At 64.1% G+C, this 18,419-nt stretch carries 17 protein-coding genes; 15 read left to right on the plus strand and 2 right to left on the minus strand.

Translation table 11 applies throughout. The features are described 5' to 3' along the window. Window positions 1-43 precede the first annotated feature (43 nt). From SIN08_RS04550 to SIN08_RS04570, 5 genes are all read left to right on the plus strand, one after another. Window positions 44-1,381 (plus strand): ABC transporter substrate-binding protein, encoded by a 1,338-nt coding sequence (locus tag SIN08_RS04550; protein WP_322450389.1) that lies wholly within the window; start codon window positions 44-46, stop codon window positions 1,379-1,381. Window positions 1,382-1,472: 91 nt separating this feature from the next. After that, window positions 1,473-2,183: an ABC transporter ATP-binding protein gene (locus SIN08_RS04555; protein ID WP_322450390.1), complete on the plus strand. Its 711-nt coding sequence runs from the start codon at window positions 1,473-1,475 to the stop codon at window positions 2,181-2,183. A 2-nt stretch (window positions 2,184-2,185) separates the two neighbouring features. Beyond that, window positions 2,186-2,896 carry an ABC transporter ATP-binding protein gene (locus tag SIN08_RS04560; RefSeq protein ID WP_322450391.1) on the plus strand — a complete coding sequence of 237 codons (711 nt, stop codon included), beginning with the start codon at window positions 2,186-2,188 and terminating at the stop codon, window positions 2,894-2,896. Beyond that, window positions 2,896-3,804 (plus strand): branched-chain amino acid ABC transporter permease, encoded by a 909-nt coding sequence (locus SIN08_RS04565; RefSeq protein ID WP_322450392.1) that lies wholly within the window; start codon window positions 2,896-2,898, stop codon window positions 3,802-3,804. Before SIN08_RS04560 ends, SIN08_RS04565 begins: the two co-directional genes overlap by 1 nt. After that, on the plus strand, window positions 3,801-4,781 hold the full coding sequence (locus SIN08_RS04570) for a branched-chain amino acid ABC transporter permease (RefSeq protein WP_322450393.1): 981 nt from the start codon (window positions 3,801-3,803) through the stop codon (window positions 4,779-4,781). Before SIN08_RS04565 ends, SIN08_RS04570 begins: the two co-directional genes overlap by 4 nt. 22 nt (window positions 4,782-4,803) lie before the next feature. Here the strand turns inward: SIN08_RS04570 and SIN08_RS04575 are convergent, their stop codons facing one another. Both SIN08_RS04575 and SIN08_RS04580 read right to left on the minus strand, forming a co-directional pair. Then, complete coding sequence (locus SIN08_RS04575) at window positions 4,804-6,336, minus strand: GMC family oxidoreductase (protein ID WP_322450394.1); 1,533 nt, start codon at window positions 6,334-6,336, stop codon at window positions 4,804-4,806. A gap of 15 nt (window positions 6,337-6,351) precedes the next feature. Next, complete coding sequence (locus SIN08_RS04580; RefSeq protein WP_322450395.1) at window positions 6,352-7,032, minus strand: FadR/GntR family transcriptional regulator; 681 nt, start codon at window positions 7,030-7,032, stop codon at window positions 6,352-6,354. Between the two features lie 243 nt (window positions 7,033-7,275). Here SIN08_RS04580 and SIN08_RS04585 point away from each other — a divergent pair, with 243 nt between their 5' ends. From SIN08_RS04585 to SIN08_RS04630, 10 genes are all read left to right on the plus strand, one after another. Further along, window positions 7,276-8,904 carry a choline dehydrogenase gene (locus tag SIN08_RS04585; RefSeq protein WP_322450396.1) on the plus strand — a complete coding sequence of 543 codons (1,629 nt, stop codon included), beginning with the start codon at window positions 7,276-7,278 and terminating at the stop codon, window positions 8,902-8,904. A gap of 260 nt (window positions 8,905-9,164) precedes the next feature. Further along, a complete protein-coding gene (locus tag SIN08_RS04590; protein ID WP_322450397.1) occupies window positions 9,165-10,346 on the plus strand; it encodes a cupin domain-containing protein in 1,182 nt (393 codons plus the stop codon). A gap of 98 nt (window positions 10,347-10,444) precedes the next feature. After that, a complete protein-coding gene (locus tag SIN08_RS04595) occupies window positions 10,445-11,572 on the plus strand; it encodes a hypothetical protein (RefSeq protein ID WP_322450398.1) in 1,128 nt (375 codons plus the stop codon). Between the two features lie 10 nt (window positions 11,573-11,582). After that, window positions 11,583-11,981, plus strand: coding sequence for a RidA family protein (locus SIN08_RS04600; protein ID WP_322450399.1), 399 nt, complete (start codon window positions 11,583-11,585; stop codon window positions 11,979-11,981). 78 nt (window positions 11,982-12,059) lie between these two features. Then, on the plus strand, window positions 12,060-13,007 hold the full coding sequence (locus SIN08_RS04605; protein WP_322450400.1) for a TAXI family TRAP transporter solute-binding subunit: 948 nt from the start codon (window positions 12,060-12,062) through the stop codon (window positions 13,005-13,007). 24 nt (window positions 13,008-13,031) lie between these two features. After that, complete coding sequence (locus SIN08_RS04610) at window positions 13,032-15,002, plus strand: TRAP transporter fused permease subunit (protein WP_322450401.1); 1,971 nt, start codon at window positions 13,032-13,034, stop codon at window positions 15,000-15,002. A 25-nt stretch (window positions 15,003-15,027) separates the two neighbouring features. After that, on the plus strand, window positions 15,028-15,657 hold the full coding sequence (locus tag SIN08_RS04615) for a glutathione S-transferase family protein (RefSeq protein WP_322450402.1): 630 nt from the start codon (window positions 15,028-15,030) through the stop codon (window positions 15,655-15,657). Continuing rightward, a complete protein-coding gene (fhmpcd1, locus tag SIN08_RS04620; RefSeq protein ID WP_322450403.1) occupies window positions 15,657-16,586 on the plus strand; it encodes a 5-formyl-3-hydroxy-2-methylpyridine 4-carboxylate 5-dehydrogenase in 930 nt (309 codons plus the stop codon). Before SIN08_RS04615 ends, fhmpcd1 begins: the two co-directional genes overlap by 1 nt. Before the next feature lie 4 nt (window positions 16,587-16,590). Then, the gene (locus SIN08_RS04625) at window positions 16,591-17,151 is read left to right on the plus strand and encodes a TRAP transporter small permease (RefSeq protein ID WP_322450404.1); all 561 of its coding nucleotides are present in this window, start codon (window positions 16,591-16,593) and stop codon (window positions 17,149-17,151) included. Then, window positions 17,148-18,419 carry a TRAP transporter large permease gene (locus SIN08_RS04630; RefSeq protein WP_322450405.1) on the plus strand — a complete coding sequence of 424 codons (1,272 nt, stop codon included), beginning with the start codon at window positions 17,148-17,150 and terminating at the stop codon, window positions 18,417-18,419. Before SIN08_RS04625 ends, SIN08_RS04630 begins: the two co-directional genes overlap by 4 nt.

The raw sequence follows: 18,419 nt of genomic DNA on the forward strand, positions 1-18,419 counted from the left end.
GGACGGCAGTTGGACCGACGCAGATCTGAAGGGAGGAGCAATCATGACTGGGAAACTTGGCATGAACCGTCGGGGCGCCACCGCACCTGCGGTGACCCGGCGCACGATGATCGCCGCCCTGGGCGGCATGTCGCTGGCAGCCTGCGCGTTGACAGGGCTGGCGCCGGCCGCCAAGGCGCAGAACGCCGAGCCGGTAAAGGTGGGTGTAATGGGCCCCTTCACTGGCCCGGCAAGCCGCACCGGCGAGGGCATTCAAAAGGGCGCCAGGATGGCGCTGGAAGACGCGCGCGCGGACGGCATGCTGCCCGTCACCATTGACGGCGAGGAGCGCGACATTGAGTTCGTCTGGGTCGACAGCCAGTCGAGCCCCGAAAAGGCGGTGAAGGCCGTCAGTGACGCGGTGAGCCGCCAGGGCGTGCAGATCATGGTGTCGGGCTGGCATTCCTCGGTGGCCATGGCCGTTTCCGAAGCAGAGATCGGAATGGACATCGTCCATATCGGCCACGGAGGAGAATCGCAGTTCATCTGCGAAAAGATCAATCAGGATCCGGAGAACTACAGACACTGGTTCAAGGGCTGGTCCTCGCCGCCCATTTTTGCGGGGCTCTACGGCGAGCCGCTCCAGCATTTCATGGACGAAGGGCTTTGGCAGCCTGAAAACATGAAAGCTGCCGTTGTCGTCGAAGATACCGACTATGGCCGCGGCTGGGGCGAGGCGCTGGCGAATTCGCTGGAAAAGGTCGGTTTTGATGTCCTGCCCTATGACGTCATTCCGCTGGACGAAACGGAATTCACGCCTCTTCTGGCCAAGTACCGGGCGCAGAACGTCTCGGTAGTGGGAATGACGGTCACCGGTAATGTCAGTGCGTCAAACTTCGTCAAGCAGTTCCATCAGCAGCAACTGCCCGCACTGCTCATCGGTCATGGCCTGACCTGGTTCAGCGAATGGCACGAGTTGACGGGCGAGGCCTCCAACTACGTCATCACCATGGATTCACCGCGCGTGATTGCGCCCTATCAGCAGGAATGGGTCGAGCGCTATCGCGAGAAGTACGACGAGGACCCGTCTTTCGCGCCGGCCGGCCAGCAAGGCTACGATTACATGATGACGGCGATCAAAGTGCTCCAAAATGCCGGCACACTCGACTTCGAGACACTGGTCGAGGAAGCGCGCGCCATCGACCATCAAGGCGTGTGGCAGCGCATAAACTTTGCCGAGGAGGCGGGCGAAAGCGCCTTGTGCCCCGGAGAAGTGCAGGTGGGCGGCTTCGAGGAAGGCTTCTTCTTCCCGCTGGTGCAGCTCATAGACGGCGAGGCGAAGATACTCTGGCCGTTGGAACATGCCCAGGCCGAATTCCAGGCGCCGCCCTGGCTGCAGTAGCGCACTGTCGGCGAGCGCGGGGGGCGAATTGCACATCGGATTCGCCCTCCCGCCATCTCTGTCCAGCGGCTCGGCAAAGGGGACGGTGGCAATGGGGTTGCTCGAGATTCGCGGGCTGAAAAAGCAATTCGACGGCCTCGTCGTGCTCGATGGGATCGACATCGTCGTTGAGGACGGCGAGATACAGGGCGTGATCGGGCCGAACGGCGCGGGAAAGTCGACGCTCTTCAACATCGTCAGTGGAATATACAGGGCCGATTCGGGCAGCATCCGGTTCCGCGACCGCGAGATCGTCAACCGTCCCGTTTACCGGGTGGCGCGCATGGGCGTGGGCCGGACCTTTCAGGTCGCGCGCGCCTTCGACGAAATGACGGTCCTTGAAAACATGCTGGTGCCCAGCGTGGTCATGCACATATCCCGTGCCGAGGCCGTACGGCGCGCCGATGAACTGCTTGAACTGGCGACGCTCGACAGGGTGAGGGAGAACCCGGCGATCGAGATATCGGGCGGCCAACGAAAGCTTCTCGAGTTTGTGCGCATGATGATGACGGATCCCGATCTCATCCTCCTGGACGAGCCTTTCAACGGCATTAACCCGGCACTCATCGAAGTCCTCATGCGGCTTGTGCGCCGGCTCAACGAGCGCGGCAAGACGTTCCTGCTCATCAGCCATGAAATCCCGCATGTAAGTGAACTTTGCAATACGGTGACCGTGCTGGCTGCCGGCACCAATATCGCGCGTGGTACACCGGCCGAGATTCGTGAAAACCCGGCTGTCCTTGACGCCTATCTGGGACACTGAGCATGGCGCTGGAGATCAGGGACATCGTGGCCGGTTACACCCGCGAGGTGCCGATACTCGATGGCGTGAACCTGAAGGCCGAGGATGGACGCGTAACGGTCATTCTGGGGCCGAACGGCGCCGGCAAATCGACATTGCTCAAGGCGATCTACGGGTATTTGACGCCGCAACGTGGTGAGGTGCTGCACGACGGCAGGTCTATCGTAGGGCTGAAGCCGAACGACATGCTGCGCCAGGGCATCGCCTATCTGATACAAGGCCACAGCGTTTTTCCGCGCATGACGGTGGAGGAGAATCTCGAGCTCGGCGGCTGGATCATGCGCGGCGACCACCAGCGCATGCACACGGCACTGGATTCGGTCTACGCCCGGTTTCCACGGCTGAAGGAAAAGCGGCGCCTGCTGGCAGGTATTCTCTCGGGCGGAGAGCAGCGCATGCTGGAGGTCGCGCGGCTGACCATGACGGGTCCGCGGACCATCCTGCTTGACGAACCTTCCGTCGGTCTCATGCCACGCCTGGTCGACGAGGTATATCGGGAGATTATCAAGCTCAAGCAGGAGCGATATACCATCTTGATCGTCGATCAAAACGTCAAGAAGTCGATCTCGATCGCCGATTACGTATACGCGCTGGCACTCGGCCGAAACCGATACGAGGGGCCGAAAGAGGATTTCGAGAAACGCCTCGACGACATCGTGAGGGAGTGGATTTGATGGATTTCAGTCTCCTCTTGGAGCCGGCGATCCTGACCGAAGTGCTCGTGCAAGGGTTGGTTCGCGGCGCCATGTACGCCCTTATGGCTTCCGGGCTGTCGCTCATTTTCGGCATCATGGGCGTGAAGAACTTCTCGCACGGCGAACTGTTCATGCTCGGCACCTATGCCATGTTCTTCGTCACCGTGGTGCTTGGCTGGCCGTGGCCGCTGGGCATCGCCTTCGCGGCGCTGGCGCTGTTCGTGTTCGGCATGCTCTTGGAACGCACGTTGATCGAGACATTGCGCCGGCGCGCCGGGCGCGACTGGCTGCTCGACGCCTTCATTCTCACCATCGGAATGCTGGTGGTGATGCAGAACCTGGCGCTCATCATCTTCGGCACCGAGCGACGCGGCGTGACGAGCCTTGTTGACGGTGTCCTTGTCTGGGGTCCCGTGATCGTCAGCTACGAGCGGCTGATGGTGCTGGCGGTGGCAAGCGGCGTCGGGCTCGCGCTGTGGGCTTTCATCCGCTTTTCCAGCCTCGGCAAGGCCATCCGTGCCGCTGCCCAGGACCCGGATGCCGCCCAGACCCTGGGCATCGACATTCGCCTCGTCTACACGATCACCTTTGGTATCGGCGCTGCATTGGCGGGACTTGCCGGCGGGCTTCTCATTTCGATCTACCCCGCCCATCCCACGGTCGGCTTCCAGCCTGTGATCAAGTCGATCGCCTGCGTCATTCTGGGCGGGCTCGGCAACGTGCCCGGCGCCATTATCGCCGCCCTGCTTTTGGGCATCATCGAGGCCTATTCGACCTTCTTCATGTCTGCGGGCTGGCAGAATGTGGTCACGGCCGCGCTGGTGGTGATCATTCTCATCGTCCGCCCGAGCGGTCTTTTCTCCTCGAGCAAGGTAGAACGGGCATGAAGGCGTTGGAAGCGGCCTCGCAGCTCGCCGATGTGTGGCAGAGCAGGCCGGCCCGCATCATCAAAATCGGTCTTCTGATCGTCCTTCTGATTGCCGTCCCGCCTTTCCTGGACAATCCCTATATCACGCGCATTTTCATCTCCGCCGTGATGCTGGGCGTCATGGCCGCCATCTACGATCTCATGATCGGCTATGCCGGCCTCATCAACTTCGGCTATGCGGGGTTCCTTGCGGTCGGCGCCTATACCTCTGCCCTCGGCACTTTCCACTATGGCGTAAGCCCTTGGATCGGGCTGTTCACCGGCGGCGTGGCAACCGCCTTCGTGGGACTGCTGGCCGGCATCATCTCGCTTAGGCTCCGCGGCCTGTACGTGGCGCTTCTGACCTTCTTCGTCGGCGAGGCGATCCGCTTCACGATCTCCAACCTGCCCGATTATACGCGCGGTATGCTCGGCCTGTCCGTGCGTCCTTACCCCGATATTCTGGGCATCGATTTCGGTCGCAGGGATCTCATCGCCTACTATTACCTGCTGCTCGTTCTCGCCTCCGTCATCATGGGACTGATGACATGGCTGGTACGCTCGCGCTACGGCCTTGCCTTCAAGGCCATCCGCGAGGACCAGCTCGCCACCGAGAGCCTGGGGCTCAGCGCAACCAAGTACAAGCTCTACAATTTCACCATCGCCAGTTTCCTGGCCGGTATCATGGGCGCCTTTTATGCGCACTATCTGGGCATCCTCTCGCCCACGCCGGAGGAGTTCGGCGTTTATCGCACGGTGGAAATCCTCACCATCACCTATGTCGGTGGGCGCGGAACGCTCTGGGGGTCCATCTTTGCCGGATTCCTGCTGGTCGGCTTCCAGGAATATTTCCGCGGCATCGGACCGTGGCGACTGGTCATCTACGGCTGCCTTCTGATCTTCGTCATGCTGTTCGCTCGGCGCGGCCTGTCGGGCCTGAAGAAGTATGTGTGGTGATCCATCGCCCCGCTTTCCGGTGTCATTTCGGATCGAGTGCCGACCAGGTTTCGGCAAGCGCCACGGTGGACGCGTTAATGGGGCCACTTGGCAGTATGGGCATGACGGAGGCGTCGACGACGAAGAGGTTTTGCAGCCCCTTCAGTCTCAATTCGGCGTCGACCACCGCATCGTCCTCATTGCCCATGCGGCATGTTCCTGCGGGGTGATGGTGCGTGGAGACCGTTTGCGCGATGAACGCATCGAGGTCGACGTCCGAGAATTTCTGCGGGCCCGGAAGCACCTCGGCATCGCGCCATTCACTAAGCGCGGGATGCGCACCGACCGTGCGGGCGGTGCGCAGCGCGGCGCGGAGCGTCGCGCGGTCCTGTTCCGACGACAGATATTCGGGGTCTATGATGGGTGGGTCACTAAGGCGCGGTCCCGAGGGAAGGATACGGCCGCGGCTGGTGGGGTGCGTTATGCCGCACAGAATGGTGAAGGCCTGGCCGTACTCCGGGATATGAAATCCCTCCGCCGCCGATGGTGCCACGACACAGGCAAGCACGATGTCGGGACGCCCGCTGGTGGCGGTCAGGTCGGTGCTGTCGAGGTACATCAGGGATTCGGAGTGCTGAAGCCTGGACGGTGGTATCTTCCTTGCTGAGCGATAGACGTTACCCATCACCAGCAGATGGTCTTGGAGATTTGCGCCGACGCCGTTTCTCTCCACTGTGACATCGATCCCGACATCGGAAAGGACATCTTTGTTGCCGATCCCCGATCGCATGAGCAGAAGCGGGCTCTCGATGGCTCCTGCACATAGTACGACACGGTCGGCGTGGAACTGCTGCCGTCTGTCACCCGCGATCACCTCCAACGCCCGCGCCCGCGATCCATCCACCACGATACGCTCGACCAAATGGTCGGTCAGCAGCGTGAGGTTGGGGCGCTGAAGGACTTCATCCGGCAGATAGGCGTCGGCGAGGGAGAGCCTGCGGCCCTTGCGGATGTTGAGTGCATTGGCGCAGGTGCCGATCAGTTCCGGTCCGTTGTGGCTTTCGATCCGGGGCACCCCGAGCGCATTACCGGCGGCCATATAGGCGCGCACCACCGGATTGACCTGCTCCGTCGGCAGATAGACGTCCAGCGGTCCGTCGCCTTCGCGTGAACCGGTCGCGGCGTCGATCACCGCCTCGCTGCGGCGGAAGCCTGCCAGAAGCCCCTCGTAGGACCAGCGATCTCCCCCGGCCGCCCGCCACGGCTCGAAGTCTGAGGGATGCCCGCGCACATAGGCCATGGCGTGGAGGCAACTCGACCCGCCCACCAGCCGCCCGCGTGGCCAATCGTGGACGCGGTTTGCGGTGAAGGGCTGCGGGACGGTGCGATAGGCCCAGTCGAAGGCGCGGCCGGGCAGGGCGGTCCACTTGGCGGGATCGGCGATATCGGGATCCTCGGGCATGCCGCCCGCCTCGATCAGGCCAACCGAACAGGCCGCATCCTCGCTCAACCGGCTGGCAACCACGCAGCCGGCCGAGCCTGCGCCCACGACGAGGACATCGAAGCGCTCCCGCACCCGCTCTGCTCGGCCTCAGGCCGCGAAGGAGGCGGCGGTCGACCGCTCGTTGATCTGTGCCTGCACGGCCAGAAGATGTGCATGCATGGCCGCCTGCGCCGCCTCCGGATCGCGCTGCGAAATAGCCTCGGCGATGCGTCTGTGCTCGGCATCGCGCTGGGCGATCCGCTTCGGGCAGGTGGGCGAGGATGTGCCGGCGATCTTCATGCGCGCATCGACACCGACCTGCCGCAGCATCTTATAGAACTCGACGGCCAGGTGGTTGCGCGAGGCCTGGGCGATGGCGAGATGAAACGACAGGTCGACCTCGCCCGGCCGGGCGTTCGGTGGTGTCGTTGCAGCATCCATGATGCGTGCGATCTCGAAGGCGGAAGCGCGCAGCGAGGCCAATCGCGCCAGCCCCGGTTCGATGATCAGCCGCATCTCCAACACCTCAATGGGATTGCTGACGCGTACCAGTTCCTCGCCATAGCGGGGCAGGGCCTTCTTGGTGGACCTGCGAAGCCGCGGCGGTTGCAGGTCGCCCGCCTCGCGCATGGCCAGAAGCGCCTTGCGCAACTGATGACGCTTGATCTTCAACATGTCGGCCAGATCGCGCTCGGAAGGCAGCTTTCCGCGCTCGCGCTGGAGCCGGCGCACTTCCTCGATAATATCCTCGACGGTGAGGGTATCGGCGTCTGTTGCATCAGCTTTCAAACCAGGTCTCCCTGCAGGCTTTGCTCCAATCGGTCAGCGGGGGCTTGCCCGTCGATGCTTCAGCGCCGGCAAAGCCCGCCATCCGTATAGTCGGTATGGTCGAGCATGCAAGTCCCCAACCGGAGCTCAACCAGCTTATCCAAATATGTCGTGGTTGACAACCATTGGCACAGAGTGGTTGACTGGTCGCAACCAAGAGCGGTCTGCGTGCTTGCACGGTTGGCCGCATAAGAGGGGATTCTGATGCCCGACATCGGGAGCTACGACTACGTGATCGTTGGAGCTGGCTCGGCTGGATGCGTCCTGGCCAATCGGTTGAGCGAGGATCTCACTGTCACCGTGTTGCTCGTGGAGGCGGGCGACTGGGACCGCGACCCCATGATCCACGTTCCGCTTGGCTGGGGCAAGATCCTCACCGAACGGCGTCACGACTGGATGTATTTCTGCGAGCCGGAGGCCAATGTCGGCGGACGAAGGGTCGAATGCGCACGGGGTAAGGTCATCGGCGGCTCGTCCTCGACCAATGCCATGGCGTATGTGCGCGGCAACCGCGGCGACTACGACCGCTGGGCGGCACGGGGACTTTCCGATTGGTCTTACGAGAAGGTGCTTCCCTACTTCAAGCGCCAGGAAAGCTGGGAAGGTGGCGAGGACCCCTATCGCGGAGGCTCGGGCCCTCTCAATACCCAGTTCTGCCGCTACAAGGACGATCTGGTCGAGGCTTTCGCGCTCGCCAGCCGGCAGGCCGGCTATCCGCAAACCGACGATTACAACGGAGCGCAGCAGGAAGGTTTCGGCCGCCTGCAGATGACCATCAGGAACGGGCGCAGGAGCTCAGCGGCTTCCGCCTATCTGCGGCCCGCCCTCCGGCGCCGCAACCTGACGGTGCTGACCCGCGCCCTGGTCACCGGCGTCACGCTCGAGGACGGGCGGGCGACCGGCATCACCTACCGCCGCGGCGGGCAGGAGCACGGCGTCGTGGCGCGGCGCGAGGTGCTGCTGGCGGGGGGCGTCATCAACTCGCCGCAACTCCTGATGCTTTCTGGCATCGGTGCCCAGGCCGAGCTTTCCGCGCACGGCATTCGCACCCTGGTCGACCTTCCCGCAGTCGGAAAGAACCTGCAGGACCACGTGTCGGTCATCCTGATGTACAGGCGCAAACGGCCCGGCCCCTTCTTCGAGATGATGCGCGCCGACCGGATCGGCCTCGACTTTACCCGGACCTATCTGACAGGGCAGGGATTTTCAGGCGATGTGCCCGGCGGGGTGGTGGCATTCCTGCGAAGTGATGAGAACCGTCCCTTGCCGGACGTGCAGATCCTGTTCACCGCAGCGCCGCTTGCCTCCTGGCCCTATCTGCCGCCCTTCCGGGCTCCCTTCACCGATGGTTTCGCCACCCGCATCGTGGCTGTCCAGCCCAAAAGCCGCGGTAGCGTGAAGCTCGCAACCGCGGATCCCGCCGTGCCTCCGTTGATCCACCAGAACTTCCTTTCTTCGCCGCGCGATTGGGAGTCATTGCGTGCGGGCGTGCGCGTTGCGCGTGATCTGGCCGGTCAAGAGGCGATGCGGCCTTTTGTGGAGAGCGAAACCCTGCCTGGCGTTTCATGCCGCAGCGATGCTGCGATCGACGAGCACATCCGTAACACGTCCATCACGGTCCACCATCCGGCCGGCACGTGCCGCATGGGGGCCGATGAGGAGTCCGTCGTCGACCCGGAACTCCGGGTGCGCGGCGTCGAGGGGCTGCGCGTGGTCGATGCGTCGGTTATGCCGGACCTTGTCTGCGGAAATATCAACGCCGCCGTTATCATGATCGCCGAGAAGGCCGCTGATCTCATCCGAGGTCGTGTGGAGCAAGCCCAGGCGGCATAACAGACGCGGTCAACCGATATTTTGGTTGGCAGCGCACCCGCCATGTTGGTTGGAGCTCGATTCGGAGCGGTCGGGCGAACGGTGGCCGTGCGGAAATTTTCACGATGTTCTCATAACGCTTTGCGTTTTCTCCATTTCATCAAGGAACAACCGACCTTTCGTGGTGCAGCCAGGAACCAACTATCTGCGCAACCAAAAACTGCCAAAATGCAAATTTTCTCTATTGTGGTCGATAACCATTGGTCATATGGTTGCGGTGGTTGAAGAGATTTATCGAGGTGTTCGACATGTCCGTTTCCGTGGCGCAACCAGAGAACAAACCCAGCAACAAGAAGGCGGCCCTGCAGGATCTTTACGATCGGCTCTATGCCAAGAACATGTTTCCCTTCTGGGCGGCGTCCGAAGGCGTGGACCATGACGAGATCAAGCAGCTCATGGCGACGTCGAAGGCAGTGCCCTTCGTCTGGTCCTACAGCGATATCGAGCCGCTTCTGCAGAGTGCGGCGCAGCTGGTGACCATGGACGACAGCGAGCGGCGGTCGCTGATCCTGGTCAATCCCGGCCTGGCGCCCAAGCGCGCGTCCGTCAGCACCATGTACACCGCCTATCGGCTCAACGATCCCGACGAGATCATGCCGCCGCACAAGCACTCGCCGAGCGCCATCCGCTTCGGCCTGACCGGTGAAGGCAACTTCACCGGCGTCGAGGGCGAGGACGTCACGTTCGGTCCCGGAGACATGGTCCTCACGCCCAATGATGCCTGGCATAACCACGGCACCGTCGGCGGCGAGCAGGCGGTCAATCTGTCCGTGCTCGACCTGCCGCTGGTCGAAACGCTGCACGCCGTCCATTTCGACCATCGCTATACGGAGATGGAAAACGGCAAGGAGGTGGAGAAAAAGGTCCAGACGGCCCGCTACCCGAGCGACTATTCGCAGCGCATCTATGGTGAAGGCGGAATGATCCCGCGCTTCGTCGACCACAAGCGGGGCGGTGGACTGTCCTCGCCGATGTATGTCTACCGGTGGGAGAAGATGGAGGCCCTGCTCGAGGCCCACAAGGACTGGGACGGCGATCCGCATGAGGGGATCGTGATCGACTATGCCGACCCGACGACCGGCGGCCCCGTCTTCCAGACGATCAACTTCTACGTCCAGATGCTGCGGCCGGGCGAAAAGACGCTGCCCCAGCGCGAGACCGCGAGCCTGCTGCTGGCGCCGTTCCGCGGCAGCGGCCACTCCATCATCGACGGCGAGCGCTATGACTGGAACCAGTTCGACACGCTGGCCGTGCCGGGCGGTTGCTGGGTCGAGCACGTCAACGGTTCTTCGAGCGAACCGGTGATCTTCTTCGGTGCGACCGATGCGCCGACCCAGAAGAAGCTTCTGCTCTACAAGCGCTGGGGCCGCAACAAGGCGGGCGATCTTCTGCGCCTGGCCTGACCGGCCAGCGTTCACCTCTGCACGCCGCGACCACGCGGCGTGCTTCCCGCTCATTCAAAAAGACTTCGTTCAAGAAGACCAGCGAAAGGCGCAAGCGTTTGGTTTCCGCGTTCAACACGAAACATATTGCCCATATCGATTGCCCCGGAGGCGGCCAGGTCTGGGTCGACGGCAACACCCTCTACATCGGGCACATGCGCCCACCGAGTGGCACGACGATCGTCGATATCTCCGATCCACGTAAACCGCGTCAGATCGCCAGGATCGACGTGCCGCCCGGCTGGCATTCTCACAAGGTGCGCGCCCAGGACGGCATCGCCATCGTCAATCACGAACGCTTCGGCAGCGAGGGGCCGGCCGATTTCGGTGGTGGCCTGGCGGTTTACGACGTCGCCAGACCGGAAGAGCCGAGGCTGATCGGCAAGTGGACGACGGGCGGCAAGGGGGTGCACCGCTACGATTTCGACGGACGCTATGCCTATATCTCGCCGACGGCGGACGGCTATGTCGGCAATTTCGTCATGATCCTTGATCTTGCCGACCCGGCGAACCCGGTCGAGGTCGGTCGCTGGTGGATCCCCGGCCAATGGACCGGTGGCGGGGAGCAGTATCCCTGGGACGATTATGTGCCGCCGCGTTGCCACCACCCGATCCGCATGGGCGATCGGCTCTATGTAAGCTACTGGCACCACGGCCTGTTCATACTCGACATTTCGGATATGAGCCGCCCGCGCGCCATCGCCCATGTCAACTCCAGCCCGGCATTTCCCCATCCGACCCACACCTGCCTGCCAATTCCCCAGCCCCTGAAGGGACGCGACGTGATGGTGGTCGCGGACGAGGACGTGGCCAAGCTGCGGCCTTCGCCGCCGTCCTTTGCCTGGATCTACGACATCACCGACGAGACGAACCCGCTGCCGATCTCGACGTTTCAGGTGCCGGATCTCGATCCCGAGGGGGCGCCGCAGCCACCGATGAGCGGCTGCCATCAACCCTCCGAACGCTTCTCCGGCACGATCATCCCCTTCGCCTGGTTCGCGCAAGGAATGCGCCTGGTCGACATCGCCGACCCTTTCGCGCCGAAGGAGGTGGGCCACTTCCTGCCCGACGCGCCGGAGGGCGCCGACCGCGCATCGTCCAACGACGTTACGATCGATGATCGCGGCTTCGTCTATCTCATCGACCGCGTGCGCGGCGTCGACGTCATTGAAACGAGCGTATTGTAGGAGCCAGCCCGTGAACGACAGCGCCAGGAAGTCCGACACACATTACGCCATCGGCAAGAAGAACCCGAACCTGCCGTTCCACCCGGCCGTGCGTGCGGGAGACTACATCTTCGTTTCCGGACAGGTGCCCAAGGACGAGAACAACGACATGATCTCCGGCACCATCGAAGAGGAGACGCTGGCCACCCTGAAGACCATCGAGCGCGTCATCGCGCATGAGGGGGCGACGCTCGCCGACGTGGTGCGCATCACCACCTATCTGGAGGATGTGCGCGATTTCGGGCGTTACAACAAGGCTTTCCTCCAAGGCATCGGAGACGCCGTCCTGGCGCGCACCACGGTGGAGGCGCGCGCCGTCATAAACACCAAGATCGAAATGGACGCCATCGTCTACAAACCGAGGGACTGAGACGGGCACAGAAGCACCGGGCCTTGAAAAGATCCGTAAGAACAAGGGGAAGGCCCGGATCGCAATGGGAGAATGGACATGATCAAACGCTTTGCCGCAGCCGCGCTTTTCATTGGCGTACTCGGCGTTTTCACCACAGCGTCCGCGCAGACGGTCCGTTTCGGCGCTGGCCAGCAGGGCTCGCAGAACTACGGCGTCAATGCCGCGCTTGCCCAGGCGATCGACGAGCGCACGGAATTGGCCGCGACGCTCCAGGCCTTCGGCGGCCCCACGAGCTACCTTCCCATGCTGGGATCTGGAGAGCTCGACATGGCCGCCGTGGTGACGCCCGATTTCGGCGACGCCGTGCGCGGGACCGGTCCGTTTTCCGACATGCCACAGGAAACGCTGCGCGTCGTCGTGCCCCTGTTCCCCAGCCCGGTCGGCCTCATGGTGCGGGCGGACTCCGAGATCGGGTCGATCGCCGATCTGGAAGGAAAACGCGTCGCCTGGGGCATGCCCGCGCAGGCAAGCCTGCAACCCTACCTCGAGGGTGCGCTCGCCAATGGCGGCCTGACGGGCGACGACGTGCGCCCGGTGCCGGTGGCGAGCGTGGCAAACGGGGTCGCCGCACTCGTCAGCGGCAATGTCGACGCGACGCTGTTCGCCTTGCGCGGCGGCGCGGTGGTCGAGGCCGACGCGGCACTGGGAGGGATACGCTGGCTGCCCTTCGATAATTCGCCGGAAGCGGTCGAGCGGATGCAGGCCGTGGCGCCGGAAGCCTACCTGGTCACCGTGGAAGGCGATGCGGGGGTGACGGGCATCCCCGAAACCATGGACACCATGGCCTATGACTACGTGCTGGTGGCGCGCGGCGATCTCGCGGACGAGACGGTCGCCGCCGTGACCAAGCTTCTTGTCGATGAGGGTGTGGCGATTGCCGCAAAGAACAATGTGCTTGGCGCCATGGACCGCGAGACGATCCAGCGCCCCTATCCGGACCTGACCTTTCACCCCGCCGCTGAAGCGGTCCTGCGGGGCGAATAGGCGGCGCGTACGCGGAGAGCCGTCATGACAAGGGGGCACGAGAAAGCCAGCCAACCCGGCACGGAGCGCGCCTCGCCGGTGTTGGACAAGCTCGCCTCCGGGCTCGGATTCGCGCTCGTTCTCGTCTCGCTCGCCTGGATCCTCGATGCGGCGCGGCTTTTCGGAACGGCGCTTTTCGACGAACAGCCGATCGCGCTTGCGCTCGGCCTGTCGCTGGCGGTGGTCGCCTTCGGTCTGGGTCCCGCGCGCGGCGGCCTGGTGCGGGGAGGGGGTGTAATTCTCGGCCTGGCGCTTTTCGGCATCATGGCGACCCTGGCGCTGCGCTACCCCGAACTTGTTGTCAGTGCGATGATGCGCCCCGCGTGGCTGGTGGCCGTCAGCCTGGCACTGATCGCCGGCCTGCTCTTCCTGGTCTGGCGCACCATCGGCCTGCCAATCGTCCTGATCGTCCTTGTCCTGTCCGGCTGCGCCATTTTCGGGACGGCGCTCGGCATTCCGACGACGGCTGTCGATCGCTGGGCGATCTATCTCGTCATCGACCCGAACGGCCTCCTCGGCCTTCCACTGCGGGTCGCCGTGCAGATCGTCATTCCCTTCGTCTTCTTCGGCGAGCTTTTGCGCCATTCGGGCGGCAGCGCCTATCTCACCCAGCTCTGCCTGGGCGCCTTCGGCGGCTATCGCGGCGGCAGCGCAAAAGCCGCGGTCGGAGCCTCGGCCTTTTTCGGCACCATTTCGGGCAACGCCGTTTCCAACGTAGCCGGTACCGGCATCGTCACCATCCCGCTCATGAAACGCACGGGTCTGAGGTCGGAAACCGCCGCGGCCGTGGAAGCGGCCGCCTCCACCGGTGGTCAGCTTCTGCCGCCGGTCATGGGGGCGGCGGCCTTCGTCATGGCCGACATGCTGCAGGTTCCCTACCTGCACGTCGTAACGGCGGCTCTCCTGCCGGCGCTGCTCTACTATGCGGCGATCATCGTCCAGATCGACCGTATCTCGGTGCGAAACGGGATCAGCGGCGTGGACGCGTCAGAACGTCCAGATCTAACGGGACTGCTGCGCCGCGGCTGGCACTTCTTCATTCCCTTCGCCGCACTTTTTGCGCTCCTCTTCGTCAACCAGACCCGGCCGGAGATGGCTGCGGTGGGTGCCATTGTGGCCCTCGCAGTGGTCTCGGCCTTGCGCGGCTATGAGGGCAAGCGGCTCAGGCCGGGGGACGTCATGCGCGCGGTGATCGACACCGGTCACGCCGTTGCGCCGCTGCTGGTGATCACGGCGGCGGCCGGTCTCGTCATCGGACTGGTCAGCCTTACCGGGCTTGGCTTCTCGATCGCCGGCCAGGCGGTCGCGGCCAGCGGCGGCAACACGATCGCGCTTCTGGTTCTGGTCGCCCTCATCGCCATCGTCTTCGGCATGGGCATGCCGACGGTGGCCGTTTATGTGGTGCTGGCCACTGTGCTGGCGCCGGCGCTAGTCGAGACCGGACTGGCCCCCATGCAGGCGCATCTCTTCATCCTCTATTTCGGGCTGATGTCGATGCTGACCCCGCCGGTGGCACTGGCCTCCATCACCGGGGCCAGGATCGCCGGCGCCGACATGTGGCGAACCTTCTTCGTCGCCATGCGGCTGGCCTGGGTTGCCTATATCATCCCGTTCCTGTTCGCCTTCTCGCCCGAACTCCTGCTCGGCGGAACACCGGCAGGTGCAGCCGTTGCGGCGGTGACGGCGTTCCTGGGCACTTCGGCAATATCGGTGGCCGCCGTCGGCTACGCACGCGCGCCGATCTCCGGCCCGATGCGGCTCGTCTATGTCGCGCTCGGAGCGACGCTCCTGGTGCCGCCCGCCTGGGGCATGATGTTCGCTGTCGCCAACGTTCTCGGCGGCATCGCATTCATCGCCCTTTTCCTGGCATCAGCGCCCGCGCCGGTGGACGCGCGCAAACGCGGCGGAAAGCCCCGCATCCGCGAAGACAAACACCTACCGGCAATCAAGTCATGACGCCCGACAAACGAGGAGACGCAACATGTACAAACTTCTAGGCCGGCAGACCTCCGGCAATGTTCAAAAGGTGCTCTTCATGCTCGAGGAGATGGGAGCGCCGTACGAGCGGGAGGACTATGGCCGCCAGTTCGAGAACACCCAGACGGCGGAATACAAGGCGCTGAACCCGACAGCGAAAGTGCCGACCCTGATCGACGGCGAGACGGTCGTGTGGGAATCGAACACGATCCTGCGCTACATCGCCGCCAGCCCCGAGGGACAGCCGCTGCACGGGGCGAGCCCGGCGGAAAAGACGGAAGTCGAACGCTGGATGGACTTCCTTCTGTCCGCCGTCAATCCGGGCTATCTCGCCGCCTTCAAGGGCACCAAGCTGCCCCGGGAGGAGAGGGGTGCGGCCTTCGACGCCCAGGTCAAGGACCTGGTGGCGCAGCTCAAGATCATGGACGGCCATCTCGCGGGCCGGGACTTCTTCGCCCTCGGCCGCCTGTCCATCGCCGACATTGCCTGCGCACCCATCGTCAAGCGCTGCCTCGATTTCGATATCGACAGGCCGGCCCTGCCGGAGCTCGAGCGGTGGATCGCGTCGGTCGCCGTGCGTCCGGCTTTCAAGGCAGCGACCGGTGCGGCGGCCGCCGCCACGAAGGTCGCCTGATGATCGGGCGTGTCGCCCTTGTCGGTCTGGGGACGATGGGCCCCGGCATCGCCGCGCGTCTGGCGCGCGGCGGCATCGAGGTCGCCGCCTACGACATCGCGCCGGCCGCGGTGGAGCGCGCCCGCAACATGCTCGATACTGCCATGGCCGTGCTGGATCAGCTCGGCATCGCTCCTCCCGAAAGCGGAGCCGGGGCGGTCCGTTTCACCGGCAGTCTCGCCGAGGCGGTCGCCGATGCCGATCTCGTGATCGAGAACGTGCCGGAGAAGGAGGAAGTCAAGGCAGAGATCTACCGCGCGATCGACCCGTTGATCGGACCCGAGGTCATCGTCGCCTCCGATACCTCCGGCATTCCGATAACGAAGCTGCAGGCCCACATCTCCGCTCCCGAGCGCATGGTCGGTATGCACTGGTCGAACCCGCCGCACATCGTCCCCATGATCGAGGTCATCGGCGGCGAGAAGACCGCCCCCGATACGGTGGCCGCCATCCGCGAACTGATCCGCTCGATCGGGCTGTTGCCGGTGGTGGTGAAGAAGGATGTGCCTGGCTTCGTGGAAAACCGGGTGCTCTACGCCCTCCTGCGCGAGGCCGTCGATCTCGTCGAGCGCGGCGTCATAGAGCCCGAGGACCTCGACACCTGCGTATCCTGGGGCATCGGCTACAAAATCGCGGTCATCGGCCCTATGCAGCTTCTCGATATGGCCGGGCTCGACATCTACCGCTCGGTTTCCTCCTTCCTGAACGCCGACCTTTGCAATCGTGACGATGTCGCGCCGATGATCACGGAAAGGACGGAGTCCTCCAGGTTCGGCATCAAGTCGGGGGAGGGGGTGTTCCCCTACACGCCCGAGCGCATCGGCGCGCTCCAGGCCGAAAGGGCGCGCAAGCTGATCGCCGTGCGCCGCATCCTGGAAGGCGGGGAGTAGCGCGATGGAGGCGGCGGTGGACACGGGACGGAGCGGCACGCGCGGGGGCGGGGGCGGGGCGAGCGTCACCTTTGCCGTGCGGGCAAAGGAGGCGGCGCACCGCGTTCTGGGCGTGGCGCTCATCCTCGTGGTGGGGGCGAATGTCTTCAACGCCACCGGCCGCTACGTGCTCGGCTATTCGTTCACCGGCACGGACGAGTTCATGGTCTATACGATGATCTGGGTCGTCATGGCGGGCGCGGTCATGTCGCTGGCGAGCCGCGAGCATATCGGAATCAATCTGCTGCCCTTCTATGCGCGGGGGCGCTTGCGCCATCTTCTTCATTGCATTCACGACCTGACGGCGCTGCTGGCGTGCGGCTATGCGACCTATGCCTCCGTCGGCTTCGTCACGCGCATTGCGCGATTGGGCACCAAGAGCATGGGGCTCGGCCTACCCATGACAATGCCGCATGCGGCGCTTCTGGCCGGCTTCGCCGCGCTGACGCTGGTGGCGGGTCTTCTCCTGATGCGCAGCATCCTTGCGTTGATGCGCGGGGAACCGCACACGGAGGAGCGCTCGTGACCGCCGTGCTCGCCATAGTCCCGCTGGCGCTCCTGGCGCTGGGCACACCCGTGTTCCTGGTCTTCCTGGCGGCGGTCACGCTCACGCTCGTTTTCGTGCTGCCGATACCGCCGCTCGCCCTGCACCAGGTGATGTTCGGCGGCCTGGACCACTATGCGCTCCTGGCCATTCCTTTCTTCGTCTTCGCCGGCGAACTCATGGGCGCCAGCGGCATCGCTTCGCGGCTGATCGCCTGGGTGCTTGCGCTCGTGGGCCGGATGCCGGGCAGTCTCGGCGTTGCCACCGTCGGCGCTTCTACGGCCATGGGCGCCATTTCGGGCTCCAGCGTGGCGGCGGTCGGCGCATTGGGCAAGACGCTCTATCCAAGGCTCGTCGAGGGAGGCTACGGCCGCGAGCGCGCCGCCGGCCTCATCGCCTCGAGCGGCGCCGTCGATATCGTCATCCCGCCCAGCATCGCCATGATCCTTTACGGCCTCGCCGCCGAACAGTCGATCCCGCGTCTGTTCATGGCCGGTATCCTTCCGGGCCTGCTGATCGCTTCGATGATCTCGGTCTTCATCGTCCTCATGGCGACGGTGAAGGGCATCCCCGTGGTCGGCCGCTTCGACGTCAGAAAAGCCCTGTCGGCGACGAAGGATGCCGTGGCGGCGCTCTTCATGCCGGTTTTCGTGCTCGGCGGCATCTACAATGGCTGGTTCTCGCCGACCGAAGCCGGCGGCTTCGCATGCCTCTATGCCATGATCGTGGCACGCTTCGTCTACCGTTCCATGAGCTGGGGCGACATCGTTCAGGCGGCGGGCAACGCGGCCATGCTGTCGGCGCGCATCATGGTCATCGTGGCGGCCGCCAGCATCGCAACCTGGCTTCTGACCACGCAGGGGGTTCCGCAGGCCATCGTCACCTGGATCGAGGCGCTCGACATGTCGCCGGTGATGTTCCTCCTGGTCGTCAACATGGTGCTTCTGGGGATCGGCTGTCTGCTCGATCCCACGACGGCGATCCTCGTTCTCGCGCCGCTGCTGGTTCCCATCGCCGTCTCTCTCGGCGTCGACCCGGTCCATTTCGGCATCGTCATGACCGTGAACCTGGCCATCGGCATGTTCACCCCGCCCTTCGGGCTCAACATCTTCGTTGCGCAGTCGGTGACGGGCCTGCCGGCGCACGCGATCTATCGCGGCATCGTGCCCTTCCTGGCGGTGCTCGTGACGGCGCTCCTCATCATCACCTACGTGCCGGCGCTCTCGCTCGCGCTGGCTCCAGCAATCTGA

Origin of the sequence: Chelativorans sp. M5D2P16, from assembly GCF_034427935.1 — a bacterium.
In the GTDB taxonomy this organism is placed as follows: Bacteria; Pseudomonadota; Alphaproteobacteria; order Rhizobiales; family Rhizobiaceae; genus Chelativorans.

Bases quoted from the DNA above. Each gene is read 5' to 3' on its own strand.
- SIN08_RS04550 (WP_322450389.1), top strand. From the start codon at position 44: ATGACTGGGAAACTTGGCATGAACCGTCGGGGCGCCACCGCACCTGCG.
- SIN08_RS04555 (WP_322450390.1), top strand. From the start codon at position 1,473: ATGGGGTTGCTCGAGATTCGCGGGCTGAAAAAGCAATTCGACGGCCTC.
- SIN08_RS04560 (WP_322450391.1), top strand. From the start codon at position 2,186: ATGGCGCTGGAGATCAGGGACATCGTGGCCGGTTACACCCGCGAGGTG.
- SIN08_RS04565 (WP_322450392.1), top strand. From the start codon at position 2,896: ATGGATTTCAGTCTCCTCTTGGAGCCGGCGATCCTGACCGAAGTGCTC.
- SIN08_RS04570 (WP_322450393.1), top strand. From the start codon at position 3,801: ATGAAGGCGTTGGAAGCGGCCTCGCAGCTCGCCGATGTGTGGCAGAGC.
- SIN08_RS04585 (WP_322450396.1), top strand. From the start codon at position 7,276: ATGCCCGACATCGGGAGCTACGACTACGTGATCGTTGGAGCTGGCTCG.
- SIN08_RS04605 (WP_322450400.1), top strand. From the start codon at position 12,060: ATGATCAAACGCTTTGCCGCAGCCGCGCTTTTCATTGGCGTACTCGGC.
- SIN08_RS04610 (WP_322450401.1), top strand. From the start codon at position 13,032: ATGACAAGGGGGCACGAGAAAGCCAGCCAACCCGGCACGGAGCGCGCC.
- SIN08_RS04615 (WP_322450402.1), top strand. From the start codon at position 15,028: ATGTACAAACTTCTAGGCCGGCAGACCTCCGGCAATGTTCAAAAGGTG.
- fhmpcd1 (WP_322450403.1), top strand. From the start codon at position 15,657: ATGATCGGGCGTGTCGCCCTTGTCGGTCTGGGGACGATGGGCCCCGGC.
- SIN08_RS04625 (WP_322450404.1), top strand. From the start codon at position 16,591: ATGGAGGCGGCGGTGGACACGGGACGGAGCGGCACGCGCGGGGGCGGG.